Here is a 20,144-nt window from a genome sequence, read left to right on the forward strand (position 1 = left end):
CCACCACGCGCCCGTGCTAAAGGACCCGTCAAAGCGCTGAACGAAGGATACTGCCATGACCGACAACCGCCTGCCCCACGAAAAAGGCTTTCACATCTCGTGGGATCAAATCCACCGCGACAGCCGTGCGCTGGCATGGCGGCTTGATGGAAACGGCCCTGACAACGGCGCATGGAAAGCGGTTGTGGCAATCACCCGTGGCGGGATGGCGCCGGCGATGATCGTGGCGCGCGAGTTGGACATCCGCACGGTCGATACGATCTCGGTGATGTCCTATCATTCCGGCGGCGGCGCGGCCGATCAGCGCCGCGACGCCAAGGTCCTGAAATCGCCGGATGCAGACATGATGGGTGATGGCACCGGCATCCTGATCGTCGATGATCTGGTGGACAGCGGCAAGACACTGGAGCTGGTCCGCGATCTTTACCCAAAGGCGCATTTCGCCACCGTTTACGCGAAACCCGCAGGCGAGCCGATGGTGGATACCTTCATCACCGGCGTGTCCCAAGACACATGGATTTTCTTCCCGTGGGACATGGCGCTGCAATATGTTGAACCCTATCGCGGGAAAGACTGAAAACGGCCCTCCGGGGGGATTTGTATTGACCAAGATGAAGACACTGTCTGCCACACAGTCCACCTTTGCGCCCCCCGTGATGGAGGCGCGGCGCTGGTTGCAGGGTGTGGAATTCACCGCTGATCGTCCGCTAATCAACGTGTCCCAAGCCGCCCCTGTGGACCCGCCGCCCGAACCGATGCTGCGCGCCATGACCGACGTGGTGATGAGCGATCCGGACGCGCATCTTTATGGCCCCGTGCTGGGTTATGATCCCTTGCGCGCCGAAGTTGCGCAGCAATGGTCTGCGGCCTATGGCGGGCAGATCGCGCCGGAAAACGTCGCAATTACATCGGGTTGCAATCAGGCCTTTGCCGCGACCATCGCCACCCTGTGCACCGCTGGCGATGATGTGATCCTGCCGGTGCCCTATTATTTCAACCACCGCATGTGGCTGGATATGGCGGGGGTGGGTTGCAATGCGCTTGATACCGGTCCGACACTGCTGCCCGACCCCGAAGCAGCCGAAGCCCTGATCACGCCGCGCACCCGCGCGATTGTCCTTGTGACCCCAAACAATCCCGGTGGTGTGGAATATCCCGCCGAACTGGTGCGCGCGTTCTTTGATCTGGCGCGGTCCCGTGGCATCGCCCTGATCATTGACGAAACCTACCGCGATTTTGACAGCCGGACGGGTGCGCCCCACGATCTGTTCACCGATCCCGACTGGGCCGATACGCTGATCCAGCTTTACAGTTTTTCCAAGGCCTACCGGCTGACCGGCCACCGCGTTGGCGCGATGGTCGCAAGTGCGGCGCGTCTGGCCGAGGCGGAAAAGTTTCTGGATACCGTCGCCATCTGCCCCAACCAGATCGGCCAACGCGCCGCCCTGTGGGGCATGCAGAACCTAGGCCAGTGGCTGGCGGGGGAACGGGCCGAAATCCTTGACCGGCGTGCGGCGATCACCGAAGGCTTTCGCGCACTTGGAGACAAGGGGTGGGAACTGCTGGGTTGTGGTGCCTATTTCGCCTATGTGACGCACCCCTATGACATGCCTTCGGACCGGTTGGCGCCGAAACTGGTGCGCGATGCGGGCGTGCTGATGCTGCCGGGCACCATGTTCATGCCGTCTGACAACACCGCAGGCCAGCGCCAGATGCGGATTGCCTTTGCCAATGTTGACCGCGCGGGGGTTGGTGCGCTGTTCGCGCGGCTGTTGTAAATCAACCTGTGCGTTCCTGACCGGCGCGCATGCGCCAAGCCCGACCTCCCCCACGGGAGGGCTTGACGCATGCAGACCTTGGGCAACACCGGCAACCACACCCCCCCGCCCGACCACTACTTGCACCCCCGCCCGTGGCAACTTAGACAGTGCCGACAACCGCGCGAATACAGGACAAAACCACATGGCACGCAGCAAGACATCAAGCTTCTTTGTCTGGATCATTCTGGGCCTGTTGTTCGTCGGTCTGATGGGCTTTGGCGCAGCGGGGCTTTCGGGCAACGTGCGCACCCTTGGCACCGTGGGCGACAAGGACATCGCGGTGCGTGACTACCAGAACGCCCTGCGCGACCAGATCGCCAGTTTCGAGGCCACGATCGGCACGCCGATCAGTTTCGTGCAGGCGCAGTCGATCGGGCTGGACCAACAGGTGCTGTCGCAGGTCATCGCCACCCGCGCCCTTGATAACGAAGCAGGCGCTTTGGGCCTGTCCGTGGGGGATGACCGCGTGCGCGATCAGGTGCTGCAAATCCCCGCGTTTCGCGGTGTGGACAATACGTTCAGCCGCGAAGGTTATGCCGAGGCGTTGCGCCGCGCGGGCCTGAACGAAGCCGAGTTTGAAACCGGCCTGCGCGAGGAAATGGCCCGCACCCTGTTGCAGGGCGCAGTCGTATCAGGCGTGCAAAGCCCGGATGCCTTTGCCAGTGCGCTGGCGCAATTTGCCGGGGAAAGCCGCAGTTTCACATGGGCCGTCGTGGATGCCGCGATGCTGGCTGAACCGCTGCCCGAACCCTCTGATGCGGATCTCGCGGCCTTTTACGAGGCCAATCCCGCCCCCTTTACCAGTCTTGAGACCCGCACCATCACCTATGCCAGCCTGACGCCGGAAATGATTCAGGATGATGTGACCGTGGACGAGGAAGAATTGCGCCAGGCCTACGCCGACAACATCGCCGATTTCGTGCAGGCGGAACGCCGTCTTGTGGAACGTCTGGTTTACGCTGATGGCGACCGCGCGCAGGCCGCCGCTGACCGTGTGGCCGCAGGCGAGGTCGATTTTGAAGGGCTGGTCGGCGAACGCGGCCTTGACCTGGCCCAGGTCGATATGGGCGATGTGGACGAGGCCGAGTTGCGCACCGCCGGTCCGGCCGTTTTCGCCGCTGAACTGGGCGATGTCGTTGGCCCGCTTGATACATCACTTGGGCCGGCGCTGTTTCGTGTGAACGCGGTTCTGGCCGCGCAGGAAGTGACATTCGAGGAGGCCCGCGACGACCTGCGCGAGGAACGCGCCGCCGCGCGTGCGCGCCGCATCATCGAGGACAGCATTGATGGCGTGAACGATCTGCTGGCCGGTGGCGCGACACTGGCCGATCTGGCCGAACGCACGGATATGCAACTTGGCACGCTGGAATGGGATGTGGAAACAAGCGATGGCATCGCCGCCTACGCCGCCTTTCGCGATGCGGCGGGCAATACGGATGCGGGCGCATTCCCCGAACTGCTGGAACTGGAAGACGGTGGGATTTTCGCCCTGCAAGTCGATGCCGTCACCGCCCCTGCCCTGCGCCCGCTTGATACGGTGCGCGCCGATGTGATCGCCGCTTGGGAAGCCGCCCAAACCCAAGACATGGTGATGGCGCAGGCCCGCACACTGGCCGATCAGATCGACGCTGACACCGACCTTGCCACGCTTGATCTGTCGCCAAACATCGAGGCCGGACAGACCCGCCGTGGCTTTATCGAGGGCACACCACCGGGGTTCCTTGAGTCGGTGTTTGAAATGGCCACAGGCGATGTCGCCGTGGTGGATCGTGCGGGCAATGGTGCGATCATCGTGCGTCTTGATGCCATCGCCGCACCCGATACGGCCGATGAGACCGTCGCCGCGCAGCAGGCCCAGATCGCCGAAACCGCCGCCGCGGGCATCGCGCAGGATATCTTTGAAATCTTCAACCGCGATGTGCAGATCCGCACGGATGTCGAAATCAACCAGAACGCCGTGAACGCGGTGCATGCAACGTTCCAATAGGCGGTTCTGATGGCGCTCACCCCCGATTTTGACAGCTTTGCCGCCCGCTATGACGCGGGTGAAAATCAGGTGGTCTATACCCGTCTGGCCGCCGATCTGGACACGCCCGTGTCCTTGATGCTGAAACTGTCAAACGCGGGCAAGGATGCGTTCATGCTGGAAAGCGTGACGGGCGGCGAAGTGCGCGGGCGCTATTCGATTGTGGGCATGAAGCCCGATCTGATCTGGCGCTGCAACGGCACAACGTCCGAGGTAAACCGCAATGCCCGTTTTGACGAGGACGGCTTTGCACTGCTGGATGGCAACCCGCTTGATACCCTGCGCGCGCTGATCGCCGAAAGCCGCATCGACCTGCCCGCCGATCTGCCTGCCGCCAGCGCGGGGCTGTTCGGCTATCTGGGCTATGACATGATCCGCCTTGTGGAACATCTGCCCGATATGAACCCCGACCCGCTGGGCCTGCCCGATGGCGTGATGATGCGACCCTCGGTCGTGGCTGTGCTGGACGGTGTCAAAGGCGATGTGATCCTCGTGGCCCCCGCATATGCGGCCAGCGGATTGTCGGCCAAGGCCGCCTATGCACAGGCCGCCGAACGGGTGATGGATGCGCAGCGCGCGCTGGAAAACCCCGCCGTGGACAGCCGCGCGCTGGGTCAGGCCCGCGAGGCTGGCGCGCCGGTGTCGAACTTTGCCCACGGCGATTATCTGGCGGCGGTGGAAAAGGCCAAGGACTATATCCGTGCTGGCGACATTTTTCAGGTGGTCCCTTCGCAGCGCTGGACGCAGGATTTCCACGAACCGCCCTTTGCGCTTTATCGCTCGCTACGCCGCACGAACCCCTCGCCGTTCATGTTCTTTTTCAACTTTGGCGGCTTTCAGGTGATCGGTGCATCGCCCGAAATTCTGGTGCGCGTCTTTGGCAATGAAATCACGATCCGGCCCATCGCCGGCACCCGCCCGCGCGGCGCAACCGTGGCCGAGGATGACGCCAACGAAGTTGACCTGATGGCCGACAAGAAAGAACTGGCCGAACACCTGATGCTGCTTGATCTGGGGCGCAACGATGTGGGGCGCGTGGCCAAGATCGGCACCGTCAAACCGACCGAGCAATTCATCGTCGAACGCTACAGCCACGTGATGCATATCGTGTCCAACGTGGTGGGCGAACTGGCCGAGGATCAGGACGCCCTGTCCGCGTTTTTCGCAGGCATGCCCGCAGGCACCGTATCAGGCGCCCCCAAGGTCCGCGCGATGGAGATTATCGACGAGCTGGAACCCGAAAAGCGCGGCGTTTACGGCGGCGGCTGTGGCTATTTTTCCGCCAACGGCGACATGGACATGTGCATCGCTTTGCGCACCGCCGTGTTGAAGGATGAAAAGCTTTATATTCAGGCCGGTGGCGGGGTTGTCTATGACAGCGACCCCGAGGCGGAATACCAAGAGACCGTGCATAAATCCAACGCGATCCGCCGTGCCGCGGCCGACGCGGCGATGTTTCGTGACGGTGGCAACTAGGGCAATTTTTCCCGGCCTTTCAGCTTTTTCTTCGATAAATCGGCCTTTTCGCCTATCATCCCCTTGTTGACACGGTGACCACCGTTTTTTGGGGGTATTTCAATGACACTTTATTATTCTGACGGAACACTGTTTGGCGGCGCGGGGGATGACTATATCGTCGGCCACCCGTCCTGGGGGCCACATCACCTGATCTACGGCGGTGGCGGCGATGATGTCATTTTCGGCGATTACGATTTCTTCTTTGCGCTGACTGGCGGAAACTCTATCGCCAATGCCTATGATCTGACCGCATCGCTGGGCGCATGGAGCACGGCCTCCAATCCGGACATCGGCAATGACACGATCCCCCACACTTCAATCTACATCGAAGGGGACGCGACCCCGGATTATTATTCGGTCACCGTGGTGGCGGGCCAGACCCTGACGCTGGATGTGGATTACGGCGCTGGTTGGGGCGGATCGGCCGCGACCGAACTGAGCCTGATCGACAGTGATGGCACCACGGTGATCGCCAGCAGTGCATCAACGCCGGGCGGCACAAACGAGGGCAACGGCGATTTGTCGGGCGGCAGCGACCCGTATCTGACCTATACCTTTGCGAGTGCGGGCACCTATTACCTGACGCTTGAACAGATCGCAGGCAATGCGCCCCTTGGCGCCGGGCAAAACGCCGTGATCAACGTCTCGCTGACCGGGCAGGCCGTCAGCAACGGCAGCCCTGCACCCGGCGATGACATCCTGCATGGCGATGCAGGAAACGACACGATCTATGGTGGCGCGGGCACGGACACGCTTTATGGCGGGGACGGCGATGACTATCTGCACACCGATGGCAATGGCGACATGCTCTATGGCGGTGCGGGCGATGATATCATGGATGTCTCGGGCACCTTCAACACCTCTGCCACAGCCTATGGCGGAGACGGCAACGACACGTTGATGATCGACAGCTTCGGATCAAGTGCAACACTTGATGGTGGCGCAGGGATCGACACGATTCACATGGTGGGCTGGCTTGGCGGGAACGTTGTCGTCGATCTGGAACTGGGGCAACTCATTAACTTTGGAGTCCCCTCCGGTGCCAGCCTCCCGAACTTTGAAAACCTGCTCTCGTTCACGCAGATCGATGCAGATTGGGGTGTCCGTGGCACCGAAGGGCGCAACGTGATCAAGATGTCGGGCGGCACCAATGTGGTCGAGGGCCGCGGCGGCAACGATGTGCTTTCGGGCGGGATCGGCAACGACGAACTGTATGGTGGGACCGGCGACGACACTGTCAACGGCGGGGTCGGCTCTGATGCCGTGCTTGGCGGCGATGGTGATGATGTGTTGCGTGGTCAGGGCGACGCGGACGAGGTCAGCGGTGGCGATGGCAACGACCAGCTGACCGGCGGGACAGGCGATGATTTCCTGTTCGGCAACGGTGACAACGACCTGATCCTTGGACAGGGTGATGACGATTCAATCAACGGCGGCACCGGTGACGACACGATCTATGGCGGATCGGGCAATGATAACATGACAGGTGGCGATGGCATGGACCGCCTTTATGGGCAGGGCAACAACGACACGCTGGATGGCGCGGGCGGCCATGACAGCCTGTTTGGCGGCGCGGGCTTTGACGACCTGCAAGGCGGCGATGGCGATGACCGCCTGTTTGGCGGCAATGGTGCAGACGTGCTGGCGGGGGGCGCGGGAAACGACACCCTGTCGGGCGGAAACGGGGCCGATGATTTCGTCTTTGCGCTGGGTGATCAGGCGGACCGGATCAATGCCTTCGAGGTCGGGCTGGATGATCTGATGTTTGACCTGGCGCTGGTGGGCGGCACCGCCCCCACCGATATCGCGCAGTTCATCACCGATTACGCCACCGCCAATGGCACCGGCACGATCCTGACCTTCGATTTCGGCGGCGGTGACATACTTGAGCTGCAAAACGGGGGCGGGTTCGACCTTGGCACCCTCGCAGGCGACATCGGTTTTTATTGATTTGTCCCATTTATGGGGAACGCATATGGCACTTTATTACCAACAAACCAGCGCAACCGGCACGTCTGGTGACGATATGTTCCTTGGCGGGTCGATCGGATCCGGTATCCGTGACTGGGACGGGGGTGATGGCAACGATGTGATGCATGCCGATACCGCGTCCGTGTTTCAAAACGGTGCCGCAACGACCGGTGCGGCACAGGATATCGCCGCCGGCAGCAGTGGCTGGCTGATCCGGCCAAACCCCGAAACCGGCGATGACGCCATCGCCTCGGCCATGGTCTTTGTCCAAGGCAACGGCGGGCCGTTGTATTGGGCGGTCAGCGTGGCGGCGGGCGACACGGTGACATTCGACATTGATTACGGCGATGGCTGGGGCGGGAGCGAAGACACTGCACTGATCCTTTACGATACTGACGGCACAACACAGCTGGCCCTTGAAGACGGCTCGCAAATCAGTGACGGCGGCACCGGGTCCACCGGATCAGGTGGCACCTTTAGCAATGACGCGTATCTGTCCTACACCTTTACCACCGCGGGAACCTACTACATCCGTGTCACCGGCGAAGAAGGTGCGCATATGCCAGTCGGCGCAGACGCGTTGATGCATGTGTCCCACACCGGCGTCACGCCAACCGGCACATTGGGATATGACCAAAGCACCCTGTCGGGCGGCAACGGCGACGACACGATCTATGGCTATCTGGATGCCGCCAATGTCGGTGATCTTATCTATGGCGGTTCGGGCAACGACACACTGTATTCCAACGGGCTGAATGATACGATCTATGGCGGGATCGGGGATGACATCATTGACGTGACCTTGGCGCCCTCGCCCTCGTCCGTCAATGATTTCAACGGTTTGATCGAAGCAGGCGACGGAAATGATATCGTCCGTGTCGATGGCATCGCCCCCACGGGTGCCACTGTGGACGGTGAACAGGGCGATGACCTGCTGGTGATGAACGTCGACTTTGGCTCTGAGATCGTGTTGCTGGATATGCAGTCGGGCGCAATCTTCTTTTTCGATCCGGTCGACGGCTATTATGCCACCGGGATCGAGATCAAGAATTTCGAAGACCTGACGCTGACCAACAATCCGCTGACGCTGTTCCAGTTGAACAGCAATTCCAAGGACAACGTCATTGAACTGCGTGGCAGCACGATCGACAGCATCGACGGCAAGAACGGCGACGACCGGATATTCACCTTTGCGGGCAATGACAGCCTGTATGGCAGCGCAGGTAACGACACGCTTGATGCTGGCAGCGGCAATGATCGGGTTTACGGCGGCGCTGACAACGATGCGCTGCGCGGACGCGGCGGAAATGACACCCTTTATGGCGGCGACGGGGACGATCTCCTGTCCGGCGGGAACGACAGCGATATCATCTACGGCGATGCCGGCAGCAACACCCTGCTTGGACAGGGCGGGGATGATCAGCTGATTGTCGGCGCGTATGGCGGGATCGCCTCGGGCGGGGCGGGGGCTGATCTGGTCTTTGGCGGCGGCGGTGACGATCTGTTGCGCGGTCAGGGGGGCGGTGACGGGGTCTATGGCGGGGGCGGCAATGACACGGCCTTTGGCGGGTCCGGCAGCGACCTGATCACCGGCGGTGACGGGAATGACATTCTTTATGGTCAGGGCAATGGCGATACCATCCAGGGTGACGCAGGCAATGATAAGATTTTCGGCGGGGCGGGCAGCGACTTTATTCGCGGCATGGGTGGCGATGACCTGATCTATGGCGGAACATCGCGCGACACGCTGACAGGTGGTGCGGGTGACGACACCCTGTCAGGGGGCAGCGGACCGGACGTGTTCATCTTTGAACTGGGCAGCGAACAGGACCGGATCAACGCGTATGACACCGGCTTTGACGAGTTGCAGATTGATGCGGATCTTGTGGGCGGCACCGCCCCCACCGATATCGCGCAATTCATCACCGATTACGCCACCGCCAATGGCACCGGCACGATCCTGAGCTTTGATTTCGGGGGCGGTGACGTGCTGGAGCTGCAGATCGCGGCCGGATTCGATCTGGCCGCACTGGCGCTGGATATTTCGTTCGTGTGACGCTGGCGGCAGGGTGCGGATGCACGTCGCCTTGCGGGGATTGCGCCACAACACCGCGTTCCAACCATAAACAAACCACACGCGCGACATCGGGGCGCGCTTATGGCGGCAACGCCACAGGGAATGCAGCGACCTGTCATGTTCAGGTTTACGCCGCCTTTGCGCCGCAGCTTGACCGCGCCTATGATCAGGGCATGACCGCGCCGTCCTATCATCACCTTGATCACACCAACGCCCACCTGATCGCCCGGGCGGATGTTTTCGATCATCCGGTGGATCAGGATCAACTGGCTGGCTTTTTGGCCGATGACGGCCATGAACTGATCTTTGCGATGCAGGGCGACACCGTGATCGGCTTTGCTTCGGGCGTGGTGCTGCGCCACCCTGACAAGCACCCTGCCTTTTTCCTGAACGAGGTGGGCGTGAACCCTCCCCACCAGCGGCGGGGCATTGGCGCGACGCTATGTGAAAAGCTGATCGCGCTGGCGCGGGAACGGGGATGCAGGGGTATATGGCTTGCCACCGAAACCGACAATGTTCCGGCGCGCGCGCTCTATCGCAGCCTCAGCGCGCGCGAGACCGAAGCCGTTGTCGTCTATGATTGGGATGATGCGATGAGCGCGTGACCAGCTGACGTGCGCCGCCCTACTGCGCCATCAACACCGCGGATGCAGGCGCGACCGACACCTGCCCTGCCCGGTTCGCCGTGCCCCAGAGTATCAGTGCGGAAATCGTGTCGGGGCGCAGGCGGCCCAGCAGCATCACCCCGCTTTCCTTGCGCGCCTGAAACGCGGCCTGATCAAGGAACCGGCGGATCACCTGCGCATCCTGCCCTTCACTGTCCAGATCGCGGTAAACCACAGCCGCTGGCACCTGCGCCCGTTCCGCCTCGCGCACGGCCTGATTAAGCCCGCGCGACACGGTCACAAGCGCGCGCCCGTCCGCTGCCAGAATCTCCATGGCCTGACGGGTGACAGCCACATCCGATTGCAATCCGCCCTCGCCCCCGTCCAGCACCAGCACCGCTTCGGGCAAGGCCGCGAAATAGGCGGCAAAGGCGATTTCCACGTCACTGGGGGCGGCACCGCGCGGCAGGTTCACAAGGGCCGCAACCTCGAGCCCCGCTGCGCGATAGGCCGCCATTTTCTCGGCTGCGCCCGCCACACTGGGATCAAGCGCGATGGTCACGGGGAATGGCAAGCCCGCCAATGCCGCCGAGGCGCCGGGCATCGTGTCATCATCCATCAGGATGATCGACAACAGCGGTTTGCCTTCGGGATTTTCATGGGTAGCGGCAAAGCGTTCAAGTGCCGGCCCGGAGCCCACCTCGGGCTGTTCTGCGGCGACCTCGGTTTCGTCGGTGCCGGGGCGGCGAATGATCACGCCACTGTCATCGACAGTCGGCAGGGCACCCGCATCGCCTTGCAACTGGAATGTCGGCGCGGGTTCCGGGGCAAAGGTTTCGCCTGTGTCGGGGCTGTCATCCGCGATCACCGGCGCATCATCGCCAAGGTCGATGATCACGAATTCTTCGGCTTCGGTGTCTGGTGCGGGTTCGGTGTCGGACGCGGGATCGACTTCGGGATCGGCTTCGGGCGCGGGTCCCGCTTCGGCTTCGGGATCGGCCTCGGCTTCTGGTTCTACCACTTCCGCGACCGCAGGGTCCGCAAAGGCGCTGTCATCCACAACCACGGGCGCAACCGGCTGGGCCGGTTCGGTCGACAGGGTGATGTCATCCTCGATCTGTGGCACTTCGGGCGCGACGCTTTGCGGTGTGGGCAAGACCGGTTCAACAGTGCTGTCCAGATCGACAAGCGGGGTTTCGCCGCCTGTGTCCGGTGTGCCCAGATCAGTGTCAATCGCACCGGTTTCTGGCACATCGGCGGGGGTGGTATCGGCGAGCGGCGCATCGGTTTCGGCGCTGGGCGTGTCAACGGTCGGGGCCACGCCAAGGGTCGGGCCATCCTCCATCGCCTCGACGGTGGCAGGTGCGGTGCCGGGCGTGACATCGCCGCTGGCAGCTTCGGGGGCTTCCACTTGCGGGCGTTCCGGTGGCGCATTGCCAGCGGGTTGCGGTGCCATCAATGATGCTGTCGCCACCGCGATCGCCGACACGAATGTGCCTGAAAACATGCCAAGAAAAAATCCGCGTCCCACGTCGTGCCCGCCTCGCTGCCGTCTTTGCCCTGTGTTTCGGGGCGCCTCGGACCTTGACGATTGCTTGCGCCTTGGCCCATGTATCGCCAGACTATACCGCGACCACAAGGGGCGACGGTAGCCCCCAATTTGCGCAAGGCCCCATATGCTGCTTTTGATCGATAACTACGACAGTTTCACCTATAATCTGGTGCATTATCTGGGCGAACTTGGCGCGGAAGTCGTCGTGAAACGCAACGATGCGCTGGATGTGCAAGAGGCGATGGGGATGGGCGCGGATGCAATCCTGCTCTCGCCCGGACCGTGTGATCCCGCACAGGCGGGAATATGCCTCGTACTGACCCAGGCGGCGGCTGAAACCAGGACACCGTTGATGGGCGTCTGTCTGGGCCATCAAACCATCGGCGAGGCGTTTGGCGGCAAGGTCGTGCGCTGCCACGAGATCGTGCATGGCAAGATGGGCGCGATGAAACACAGCGGCACGGGCCTGTTCGCGGGCCTGCCCAGCCCGTTTGACGCCACCCGTTATCATTCCCTGATCGTGGAACGGGCCACCCTGCCTGACTGCCTTGAGATCACGGCCGAACTGGATGATGGCACGATCATGGGCCTGCAACACAAAACCCTGCCGATCCACGGCGTGCAGTTCCACCCCGAAAGCATCGCCTCGCAGCATGGCCATAAACTGCTGGGCAATTTCCTTGAACTGGCCAAGGTAAGGACCCCCGCATGAGCGACAAGATGAAGCCGCTGATTTTCGCCGCCTCCGAGGGGCCGTTGTCGCGCGCGCAGGCCAATCTGGCGTTCGAACTGCTGTTTGACGGGCTGGCCACGCCCGCGCAGGTGGGCGGGTTCCTGATGGCGATGCGGGCGCGCGGCGAAAGTGTTGCTGAATACGCCGCCGCCGCTGCCGCAATGCGTGCCAAATGCGTGCCCGTGACAGCGCCCGAAGGCGCGATGGATATCGTCGGCACCGGCGGTGACGGGCTGGGCACGCTGAACATTTCCACGGCCACGGCCTTTGTCGTGGCAGGCGCTGGCGTGCCGGTCGCCAAACACGGCAACCGCAACCTGTCGTCGAAATCCGGCGCGGCGGATGCGCTCGATGTGATCGGGATTGACGTGATGGTTGGCCCTGACGTGGTCCAGCGCGGGCTGGCCGAAGCAGGCATCGGGTTCATGATGGCACCGATGCACCATCCGGCAATGAAACACGTCGGCCCCGTGCGCGCCGAACTTGGCTGCAAAACGATTTTCAACATCCTTGGGCCGCTGACCAACCCGGCGGGTGTGAAACGCCAGCTGACAGGTGCCTTTGCGCCCGATCTGATCTTTCCGATGGCCGAAACCCTGCTGGACCTTGGCAGCGAAAAGGCATGGCTCGTGCACGGCAATGACGGCATGGACGAGGTCTCGATCACCGGCACCACCGCCGTGGCCGCGCTGAAAAACGGCGCAATCACCGCGATGGAAGTCCACCCCGAGGATGCGGGCCTGCCCGCCTACCGGTTGCGCGATATCCTTGGCGGATCGCCACAGGAAAACGGCGCGGCGCTCATGGCCTTGATGGGTGGTGAAACGGGGGCTTACCGCGATGCGGTGCTGCTGAACGCCGCCGCCGCCCTGATCATCGCCGACCGCGCCACCACCCTCAAGGAGGGCGTTGAGATCGCGCGCGACAGCATCGACAGCGGCGCAGCCAAACGCGCCGTCACCACTCTCGCCAAAATCACCCAAGGGGGTTGAATGGATATTCTCGACAAGATCAAAGCCTACAAGCTGGAGGAAGTCGCCGCGCGCAAAGAGGCTCGCGCCCTTTCCGACATCGAGGACGCCGCCCGCGCCGCCAGCCCCACCCGCGGCTTTGCCGACCGTCTGATCGAGGCCAGTCGTGAAGGATACGGGCTGATCGCCGAAGTCAAGAAGGCCAGCCCGTCCAAGGGGTTGATCCGCGAAGATTTCGACCCCACCGCGCTGGCCGAAGCCTACGCCGCAGGCGGGGCGACCTGCGTGTCGGTCCTCACCGATACGCCGTCATTTCAAGGCGCGGATGACTATCTGATTGCCGCGCGCAATGCCTGCGATCTGCCCGTGCTGCGCAAGGACTTCATGTATGACACCTATCAGGTCGCCGAGGCCCGCGCGATGGGCGCCGACTGCATCCTGATCATCATGGCCAGCGTCAGCGACACGCAGGCGATCGAGCTGGAAGACGCAGCCACGGGTTGGGGAATGGACGTGCTGATCGAGGTGCATGACGCTGAAGAACTTGAACGCGCAACGGCCCTGAAATCGCCGCTGATGGGGATCAACAACCGCAACCTCAAGACCTTTGAAACCACCCTGGATACCACCCGCACCCTTTCCAAACTGGTGCCTGCGGATCGGGTGATCGTCTGCGAAAGCGGGCTATCCACGCCCAAGGAACTGGCTGACATGGCGATGTATGGCGCGCGCTGTTTCCTGATTGGCGAAAGCCTGATGCGTCAGGATGATGTCACGGCGGCAACCCGTGCGCTGCTGGCCAACCCGCTGACCGCAGGGGGCATGTAATGGGCGATAAACTCAGCCATTTTGACGGGTCTGGGCATGCGCATATGGTCGATGTGTCCGACAAGGACTTCACCGATCGCGTGGCCGTGGCCGAGGGGCATATCACCATGACGCCCGCCACCCTCGCAATCATCAAGGAGGGGCGCGCGGGCAAAGGCGATGTGCTGGGCATCGCCCGTCTTGCAGGGATCATGGGGGCGAAAAAGACCGCCGACCTGATCCCACTGTGCCACCCGCTGCCTATCACCAAGGTCGCCGTGGATCTGGTGGCCGACGACACCCTGCCCGGCCTGCGCATCACCGCGACCGTGAAAACCACCGGCCAGACCGGCGTGGAAATGGAGGCGCTGACAGCCGTGTCGGTGGCCGCCCTTACGGTGCACGACATGGTCAAGGCCGTGCAAAAGGACATGGTGATCGGCGGCATCCGCGTGACCCTGAAAGACGGCGGAAAATCGGGGCGGTTTGAATGCTGATCCCCGTCGCGGATGCCCTGAACGCCCTGTTTGATCTGGTTGTGCCACTGGACACCGAAGAGGTGCCACTGACCCAAGCGGCGGGGCGCACCCTTGCCCAGCCCCTGCAGGCGCGCCGTGACCAGCCGCCGTTTTCCGCCTCGGCGATGGATGGCTACGCGGTGCGCAGTGGCGATGTGGCCCTTGGCGCAACGCTGGATGTGATCGGGGAATCTGCCGCTGGGCACGGGTTTGACGGCACCGTTGGCGCAGGTCAGGCTGCGCGCATTTTCACGGGCGCGCCCCTGCCCGCCGGGGCCGACCGCGTGATCATTCAGGAAGACGTCACCCGCGCAGGCGACCGGATCACCGTGACGGATCAACCCAGCGACAACTTCAACGTCCGCCCGCTTGGGGCGGATTTTCGCACCGGCGACACGCTGGCCGCCCCGCGTGTGTTGACCCCGTCAGATGTGGCGCTGATCGCGGCGATGAACATCGCGCGCGTCCCCGTCACGCGCCGCCCCGTTGTTGCGATTATCGCCACGGGGGATGAATTGGTGCAGCCCGGTGAAACGCCGGGGCCGGACCAGATTATCGCCTCCAACAGCTATGGCTTGCACGCGCTGGTCACGGCGGCGGGGGCCGAGGCGCGCTTGCTGCCGATCGCCGGTGACAGTTTGGACGAAATCAAACAGGTGTTCGATCTGGCCCGTGGCGCAGACCTGATCCTGACGATTGGCGGGGCCTCGGTCGGCGATCATGATCTGGTTGGTCCCGCAGCAGAAAGCCTTGGGATGGACCGCGCGTTCTATAAGGTTGCTATGCGCCCCGGCAAGCCGCTGATGGCGGGCAAACTGGGCGAGGCGATGATGATCGGCCTGCCCGGAAATCCGGTGTCGGCGATGGTCTGCGGCCATGTGTTCGTGGTGCCGGTGATCCGCGCGATGCTGGGGCTGGGGCGAATGCCTGCGCCGCGTGTCACCGCGTCCCTTGCCGCGCCCCTTGCCGCCAATGGCCCACGCGAACACTATTTGCGCGGCGTGGTCAGTGCCGAGGGCGCGCGCGCCTTCGACAAACAGGACAGCTCGCTGCTCACGGTCTTGTCTGACGCGAATTGCCTGATCGTGCAGCCACCAAACGGGCCGGCGCAAGACACTGGCGAAATGGTCGACATCCTGATGCTCTGACGACCCCGTTGACACAAAACGGGAACATGCGTAGAACATAGGCAAAACGTATGCAGATCAGGAGAACATCATGCTGACCAAGAAACAGCTCGACCTGTTGGAATTCATCCAGAAGCGGGTGCAGCGCGATGGCGTCCCCCCAAGCTTTGACGAAATGAAAGAAGCGCTTGATCTGCGCTCGAAATCGGGCATCCACCGGCTGATCACGGCGCTTGAGGAACGTGGCTTTATCCGCCGCCTTGCCCACCGCGCCCGTGCACTTGAAATTATCAAGCTACCTGAATCGATGGGCGGCGAAGCCACCAGCGGCTTTACCCCGCGCGTGATTGACGGGGATCGCCCCGATAGCACGCCCCACAACGCCATGCCCGTTGAAACCGCAGGCGCTGTTGAATTGCCCGTGATGGGCCGGATCGCCGCCGGTGTGCCCATCGCCGCGATTTCCGAAGTCTCGCACAACGTGGCCGTGCCGCAGTCGATGCTGGGCGCGGGCGAACACTATGCCCTTGAAGTCAAAGGCGATTCGATGATCGACGCCGGTATTAACGATGGCGACACAGTGATCGTGCGCGAAACCAGCCACGCCGATAATGGCGATATTGTTGTGGCACTGGTCGAGGACGCCGAGGCGACCCTGAAACGCTATCGCCGCAACGGTGCCTCCATCGCGCTTGAAGCCGCCAACCCCGCCTATGAAACCCGCGTGTTCCGCGATGATCAGGTCAAGGTGCAGGGCAAGCTTGTCGGGCTGATCCGGTCTTACTGACCTGACATGAAGGCGAACAGATTGCGGCGTGGCCCAAGGGCGTTGCGCAATTCCGGCGTGTTCCACAGCCTGTCACCGGTGCGCGCGCGTGCCGTTTCCAGCACCAGCGCGCCATCGACCACATGGCCCGCCACTGCCCCGTCACGACGCAGGGCGTTGATGTCGACAATGGTGCAAGAACGGCCTGCAACCTCCTGATTGGTAACAAGAATATCTGCACCACCGCAGTCCGTCAGCGCGGCCAGATTGCGCGCACCTGTCATATGCAACACCTGCTGCCCGCCCAGCATGGCACGGCTGATCCTGTCTTGGGTCTCCATCCCGCCCCGCGCAAAGGCGGCGTCCTGCGTCACAGGCGCACCATCGTTCTCAAGCCAGATTTCGGCGGAAAACCCGTCACCGCGCGCCTTGTTCAGATCGCGCCCTTCGGGCCCCAGCACGCCAATCAAACCGCCGCTTTCGGCGATGAGCAAGGCGGGGCGCTCCGTCTGCGCCCACAACATCGCGGCCAAAAGCCCAACAACCAGCCCCGACCAACGCAACCGCCCCTGCCACAGCACCACAATCAACCCTGCCAAGGCGATCAGCGGCAAAACCGCAGGATCAGGCGCGCGCACATGGCTGACGGACCCGTCCAGATTGGCGACACGGTCCGCGACGCCCAAGATCCAGCGCAACCCCCAAGCCATCGGCACGAACCCGACCTGCGACAACCCCAAGGGCGCGAGGCAAACCGCCACAACCGCAGCGGGCATGACCAAGACCCCCATCAAGGGCACGCTCAGAAGATTGGCGATCAACCCGAACTGCGCGAACTGGTTGAAATGCGCCGCTGCAAAGGGGGCCGTGGCCAGCCCTGCCACAAGTGACGACACGAAAACCGCGCCCACCGCGCGCACCCATTTCGGGACGCGCGATTGATCAACGCGACGCAGCATTCCAAACACCGCGACCAACGCCGTGGTCGCGGCAAATGACATCTGGAAACCGGGGCCGGATAACGCCTCTGGGCGCAAGACCAGCACGATCACCGCTGCCATCGCCACCGCGCGCAGGGTCAACGCGCGCCGGTTCAACAAGATTGCGACGAACATCACCGCGACCATGATAAAAGCGCGTTCCGTGGCGACATTTCCGCCCGACAACGCCAGATATCCGGCCCCGACGCCAAGGGCGACAACAGCCGCGATCTTGCGCAGGGGCCAGCGCAGGGCGACATAAGGGACCAGCGCAAGACCATACCGCAGCGCTGCGAACACAAAGCCTGTCAACAACCCCATATGCAGGCCCGATATCGCCAGCAAATGCGCAAGGTTGGACGCGCGCAAGTCGCGCAGGGTATCCTGCCCCATCGCCGCGCGATCCCCTGTCATGATCGCGGCGGCAAAGGCCCCCGCCTCGCCCGGAATCGCGCGCTGGACCCATGCGGACAGGGCCACGCGCTGTTGGTAAATCCACAGGCCCGCACCATCGGTCGGGGCCAGTTGCAACACCGGCGTGCGCGTATAGCCCACGGCCCCCAGCCCATCAAACCACGCCATGCGCCGGAAATCGAAACCGCCCGGCTCGACCGGGCCAGAGGGCGGCGACAGATGCCCCGTCAGGATCACCACCATCCCCGGTTCAGGTGTGATGTAAGCCCTATCGCCATGCAGCGAGACGCGCACGCGGGTCGGCGTGCGATCGGGCGATACACGCGCCAGCACCACCCGATCCAGCGTCAAACGCGCCACATCACTGACCGAGCGATCAATCGCCACGATCCGCCCTTCTATCGGGCCATAATAGCGCCAGCCCAGCACCGGTTCGCCCACACGGTGCGCGCGCGACCCCGCAAGAACAAACCCGAGGGCCACGAGGGCGACAAAGTAACACAATGGACGCAGGATCAGCGGCAAAAAGCGCGCCAGAACCAGCGCCGCCGCCCCTGCCACCGTCACGACAGCGTAGCTCGCAAACCCCGGTTCGACCTTCACCGTGAAATACCAACCGATGCCACAGGCCAGCGCGACAGGCACCCAGCCAAACATATGCCCGCGCTGCGCAAGGATCATCGCCTGCAAATGCTGTGTCAGGCCCACTTGTCCTCTGACCCTCGCCTTAGTATCCCCAAGGCCAGACTTTAGGCCCGTCTTGGTTAGCGAAAGGTTAATTTCCCCATGTCCGACCGCCCCGTCGTCACCCGTTTCGCCCCCTCGCCCACGGGTGCGCTGCACATCGGTGGCGCACGCACGGCGTTGTTCAACTGGCTTTATGCGCGCGGGCGTGGTGGCAAGTTCCTGCTGCGGATCGAGGATACGGACAAAACCCGATCAACCCCGGAAAACCGGCAGGCCATTCTGGACGGGCTGACATGGCTGGGGCTGGATTGGGACGGTGAGCCGACCTCGCAAGCCGCCAATGCCGCCCGCCATTCCGACGTGGCACATGAAATGCTGGCCAAAGGGGCCGCTTACAAGTGTTTCGCCACCCAAGACGAGATCGAAGCCTTTCGCGAACAGGCCCGCGAAGCCAAAACCTCGACGCTTTATCGCTCGCCTTGGCGCGATGTGGCGGACGCGGATCACCCCGATCTGCCTTATGTGGTGCGCCTCAAGGCCCCCCGCGAAGGCGCCACAACCTTGCACGACGCAGTGCAGGGCGATGTCACATGGCAAAACGACCAACTTGACGACATGATCCTGCTGCGCTCGGACGGGACGCCGGTTTATATGCTGGCGGTGGTGGTTGATGATCACGACATGGGCGTGACCCATATCATTCGCGGCGATGATCACCTGGCCAATGCCTTTCGCCAGAACCTGATCTATGATGCGATGGGCTGGGACAAACCAGTGCTGGCGCATATCCCGCTGATTTTCGGACCAGACGGCAAAAAACTGTCAAAACGCCACGGCGCGACGGGTGCGGCCGAATATCAGGCGATGGGCTATCCGGCGGCGGGTATGCGCAACTATCTGACCCGTCTGGGGTGGAGCCACGGGGACGACGAGTTTTTCACCGATGAACAGGCGCGCGCATGGTTCGATCTGGACGGGATCGGCAAATCGCCCTCGCGGTTTGATTTCAAGAAGCTTGATAATATCTGCGGTCAGCATATTGCAGCCGCAACAGATGCTGCACTGCTGCATGAACTGGAAAACTTCCTGGCAGCAACGGGTGCCACCCCCCTGGACGACACCCGGCGTGACCGCATGTCGCGGGGGATGTATTGCCTGAAGGAACGGGCCAAAACATTCCCGGAACTCATTGATAAAGCACATTTTTTGCTGGCGGACCGCCCGATTGTGCCGGACGAGAAATCCGCCAGGAACCTTGATGATGTATCCCGTGGTATACTGAAAGAATTGACGCCGCAGTTGCAAAATGCTAGCTGGAACCGCGAGACGTTGGAGGCTGCCGTGGCGGACCTTGCCGAGGGGCACGGGATGACACTTGGCAAGCTTGCCGGACCATTGCGCGCCGCCCTTGCAGGGCGTGCCGCAACCCCCAGCGTTTTCGACATGATGCTTGTCCTTGGGCGCGACGAAACACTCGCCCGCCTGAAAGACGCCGCGGGCTGAAACCTTTTCGTCATACTTTGACGTTAACCAGTTTTTGACCGCGAAAACACGCCGCGACGGTAAACCTCC

16 protein-coding genes are annotated in these 20,144 nt (G+C 62.6%); 14 read left to right on the forward strand and 2 right to left on the reverse strand.

Annotated features, from left to right (window positions below; genetic code table 11):
* Positions 1-55: 55 nt before the first annotated feature.
* The 7 genes from gpt (at position 56) to SJY21_RS02835 (ending at position 10,017) form a co-directional block, all read left to right on the forward strand.
* On the forward strand, positions 56-577 hold the full coding sequence (gene gpt / locus SJY21_RS02805; protein WP_377505878.1) for a xanthine phosphoribosyltransferase: 522 nt from the start codon (positions 56-58) through the stop codon (positions 575-577).
* Positions 578-611: 34 nt separating this feature from the next.
* Entirely contained in the window at positions 612-1,778 is a 1,167-nt protein-coding gene (locus SJY21_RS02810; RefSeq protein WP_377505881.1) for an aminotransferase, read from the forward strand.
* A 184-nt stretch (positions 1,779-1,962) separates the two neighbouring features.
* Positions 1,963-3,807, forward strand: coding sequence for a SurA N-terminal domain-containing protein (locus tag SJY21_RS02815; protein ID WP_377505884.1), 1,845 nt, complete (start codon positions 1,963-1,965; stop codon positions 3,805-3,807).
* Between the two features lie 9 nt (positions 3,808-3,816).
* Positions 3,817-5,322: an anthranilate synthase component I gene (trpE, locus tag SJY21_RS02820; protein WP_377505887.1), complete on the forward strand. Its 1,506-nt coding sequence runs from the start codon at positions 3,817-3,819 to the stop codon at positions 5,320-5,322.
* Positions 5,323-5,424: 102 nt separating this feature from the next.
* Positions 5,425-7,314: a calcium-binding protein gene (locus SJY21_RS02825; RefSeq protein WP_377505890.1), complete on the forward strand. Its 1,890-nt coding sequence runs from the start codon at positions 5,425-5,427 to the stop codon at positions 7,312-7,314.
* A gap of 25 nt (positions 7,315-7,339) precedes the next feature.
* Positions 7,340-9,391, forward strand: coding sequence for a calcium-binding protein (locus SJY21_RS02830; protein WP_377505893.1), 2,052 nt, complete (start codon positions 7,340-7,342; stop codon positions 9,389-9,391).
* The gene (locus SJY21_RS02835; RefSeq protein ID WP_377505896.1) at positions 9,388-10,017 is read left to right on the forward strand and encodes a GNAT family N-acetyltransferase; all 630 of its coding nucleotides are present in this window, start codon (positions 9,388-9,390) and stop codon (positions 10,015-10,017) included. Before SJY21_RS02830 ends, SJY21_RS02835 begins: the two co-directional genes overlap by 4 nt.
* A gap of 19 nt (positions 10,018-10,036) precedes the next feature.
* Here SJY21_RS02835 and SJY21_RS02840 read toward each other — a convergent pair whose 3' ends face one another.
* A complete protein-coding gene (locus SJY21_RS02840) occupies positions 10,037-11,548 on the reverse strand; it encodes a divergent polysaccharide deacetylase family protein (protein WP_377505899.1) in 1,512 nt (503 codons plus the stop codon).
* Between the two features lie 145 nt (positions 11,549-11,693).
* Here SJY21_RS02840 and SJY21_RS02845 point away from each other — a divergent pair, with 145 nt between their 5' ends.
* From SJY21_RS02845 to lexA, 6 genes are all read left to right on the forward strand, one after another.
* On the forward strand, positions 11,694-12,281 hold the full coding sequence (locus SJY21_RS02845; RefSeq protein WP_377505902.1) for an anthranilate synthase component II: 588 nt from the start codon (positions 11,694-11,696) through the stop codon (positions 12,279-12,281).
* Positions 12,278-13,294: an anthranilate phosphoribosyltransferase gene (gene trpD / locus SJY21_RS02850; RefSeq protein WP_377505905.1), complete on the forward strand. Its 1,017-nt coding sequence runs from the start codon at positions 12,278-12,280 to the stop codon at positions 13,292-13,294. The genes SJY21_RS02845 and trpD overlap by 4 nt, the downstream gene beginning before the upstream one ends.
* Positions 13,295-14,101, forward strand: a complete 807-nt coding sequence (trpC, locus tag SJY21_RS02855) for an indole-3-glycerol phosphate synthase TrpC (RefSeq protein ID WP_377505907.1) — start codon at positions 13,295-13,297, stop codon at positions 14,099-14,101.
* Entirely contained in the window at positions 14,101-14,577 is a 477-nt protein-coding gene (gene moaC, locus SJY21_RS02860; RefSeq protein ID WP_377505910.1) for a cyclic pyranopterin monophosphate synthase MoaC, read from the forward strand. The genes trpC and moaC overlap by 1 nt, the downstream gene beginning before the upstream one ends.
* Positions 14,574-15,746, forward strand: coding sequence for a gephyrin-like molybdotransferase Glp (gene glp / locus SJY21_RS02865; RefSeq protein ID WP_377513128.1), 1,173 nt, complete (start codon positions 14,574-14,576; stop codon positions 15,744-15,746). Before moaC ends, glp begins: the two co-directional genes overlap by 4 nt.
* Positions 15,747-15,816: 70 nt before the next feature.
* Positions 15,817-16,512 (forward strand): transcriptional repressor LexA, encoded by a 696-nt coding sequence (gene lexA / locus SJY21_RS02870; protein WP_377505913.1) that lies wholly within the window; start codon positions 15,817-15,819, stop codon positions 16,510-16,512.
* On the opposite strand, the gene SJY21_RS02875 is transcribed toward lexA, so the two are convergent.
* Positions 16,506-18,593, reverse strand: coding sequence for a ComEC/Rec2 family competence protein (locus SJY21_RS02875; protein WP_377505916.1), 2,088 nt, complete (start codon positions 18,591-18,593; stop codon positions 16,506-16,508). The two genes, lexA and SJY21_RS02875, sit on opposite strands and share 7 nt — an antisense overlap.
* A 78-nt stretch (positions 18,594-18,671) precedes the next feature.
* Between SJY21_RS02875 and gltX the strand changes: the two genes are divergently transcribed.
* On the forward strand, positions 18,672-20,075 hold the full coding sequence (gltX, locus tag SJY21_RS02880; RefSeq protein ID WP_377505920.1) for a glutamate--tRNA ligase: 1,404 nt from the start codon (positions 18,672-18,674) through the stop codon (positions 20,073-20,075).
* Positions 20,076-20,144: the final 69 nt, after the last annotated feature.

Source organism: Octadecabacter sp. R77987, from assembly GCF_042466115.1.
In the GTDB taxonomy this organism is placed as follows: Bacteria; Pseudomonadota; Alphaproteobacteria; order Rhodobacterales; family Rhodobacteraceae; genus SW4.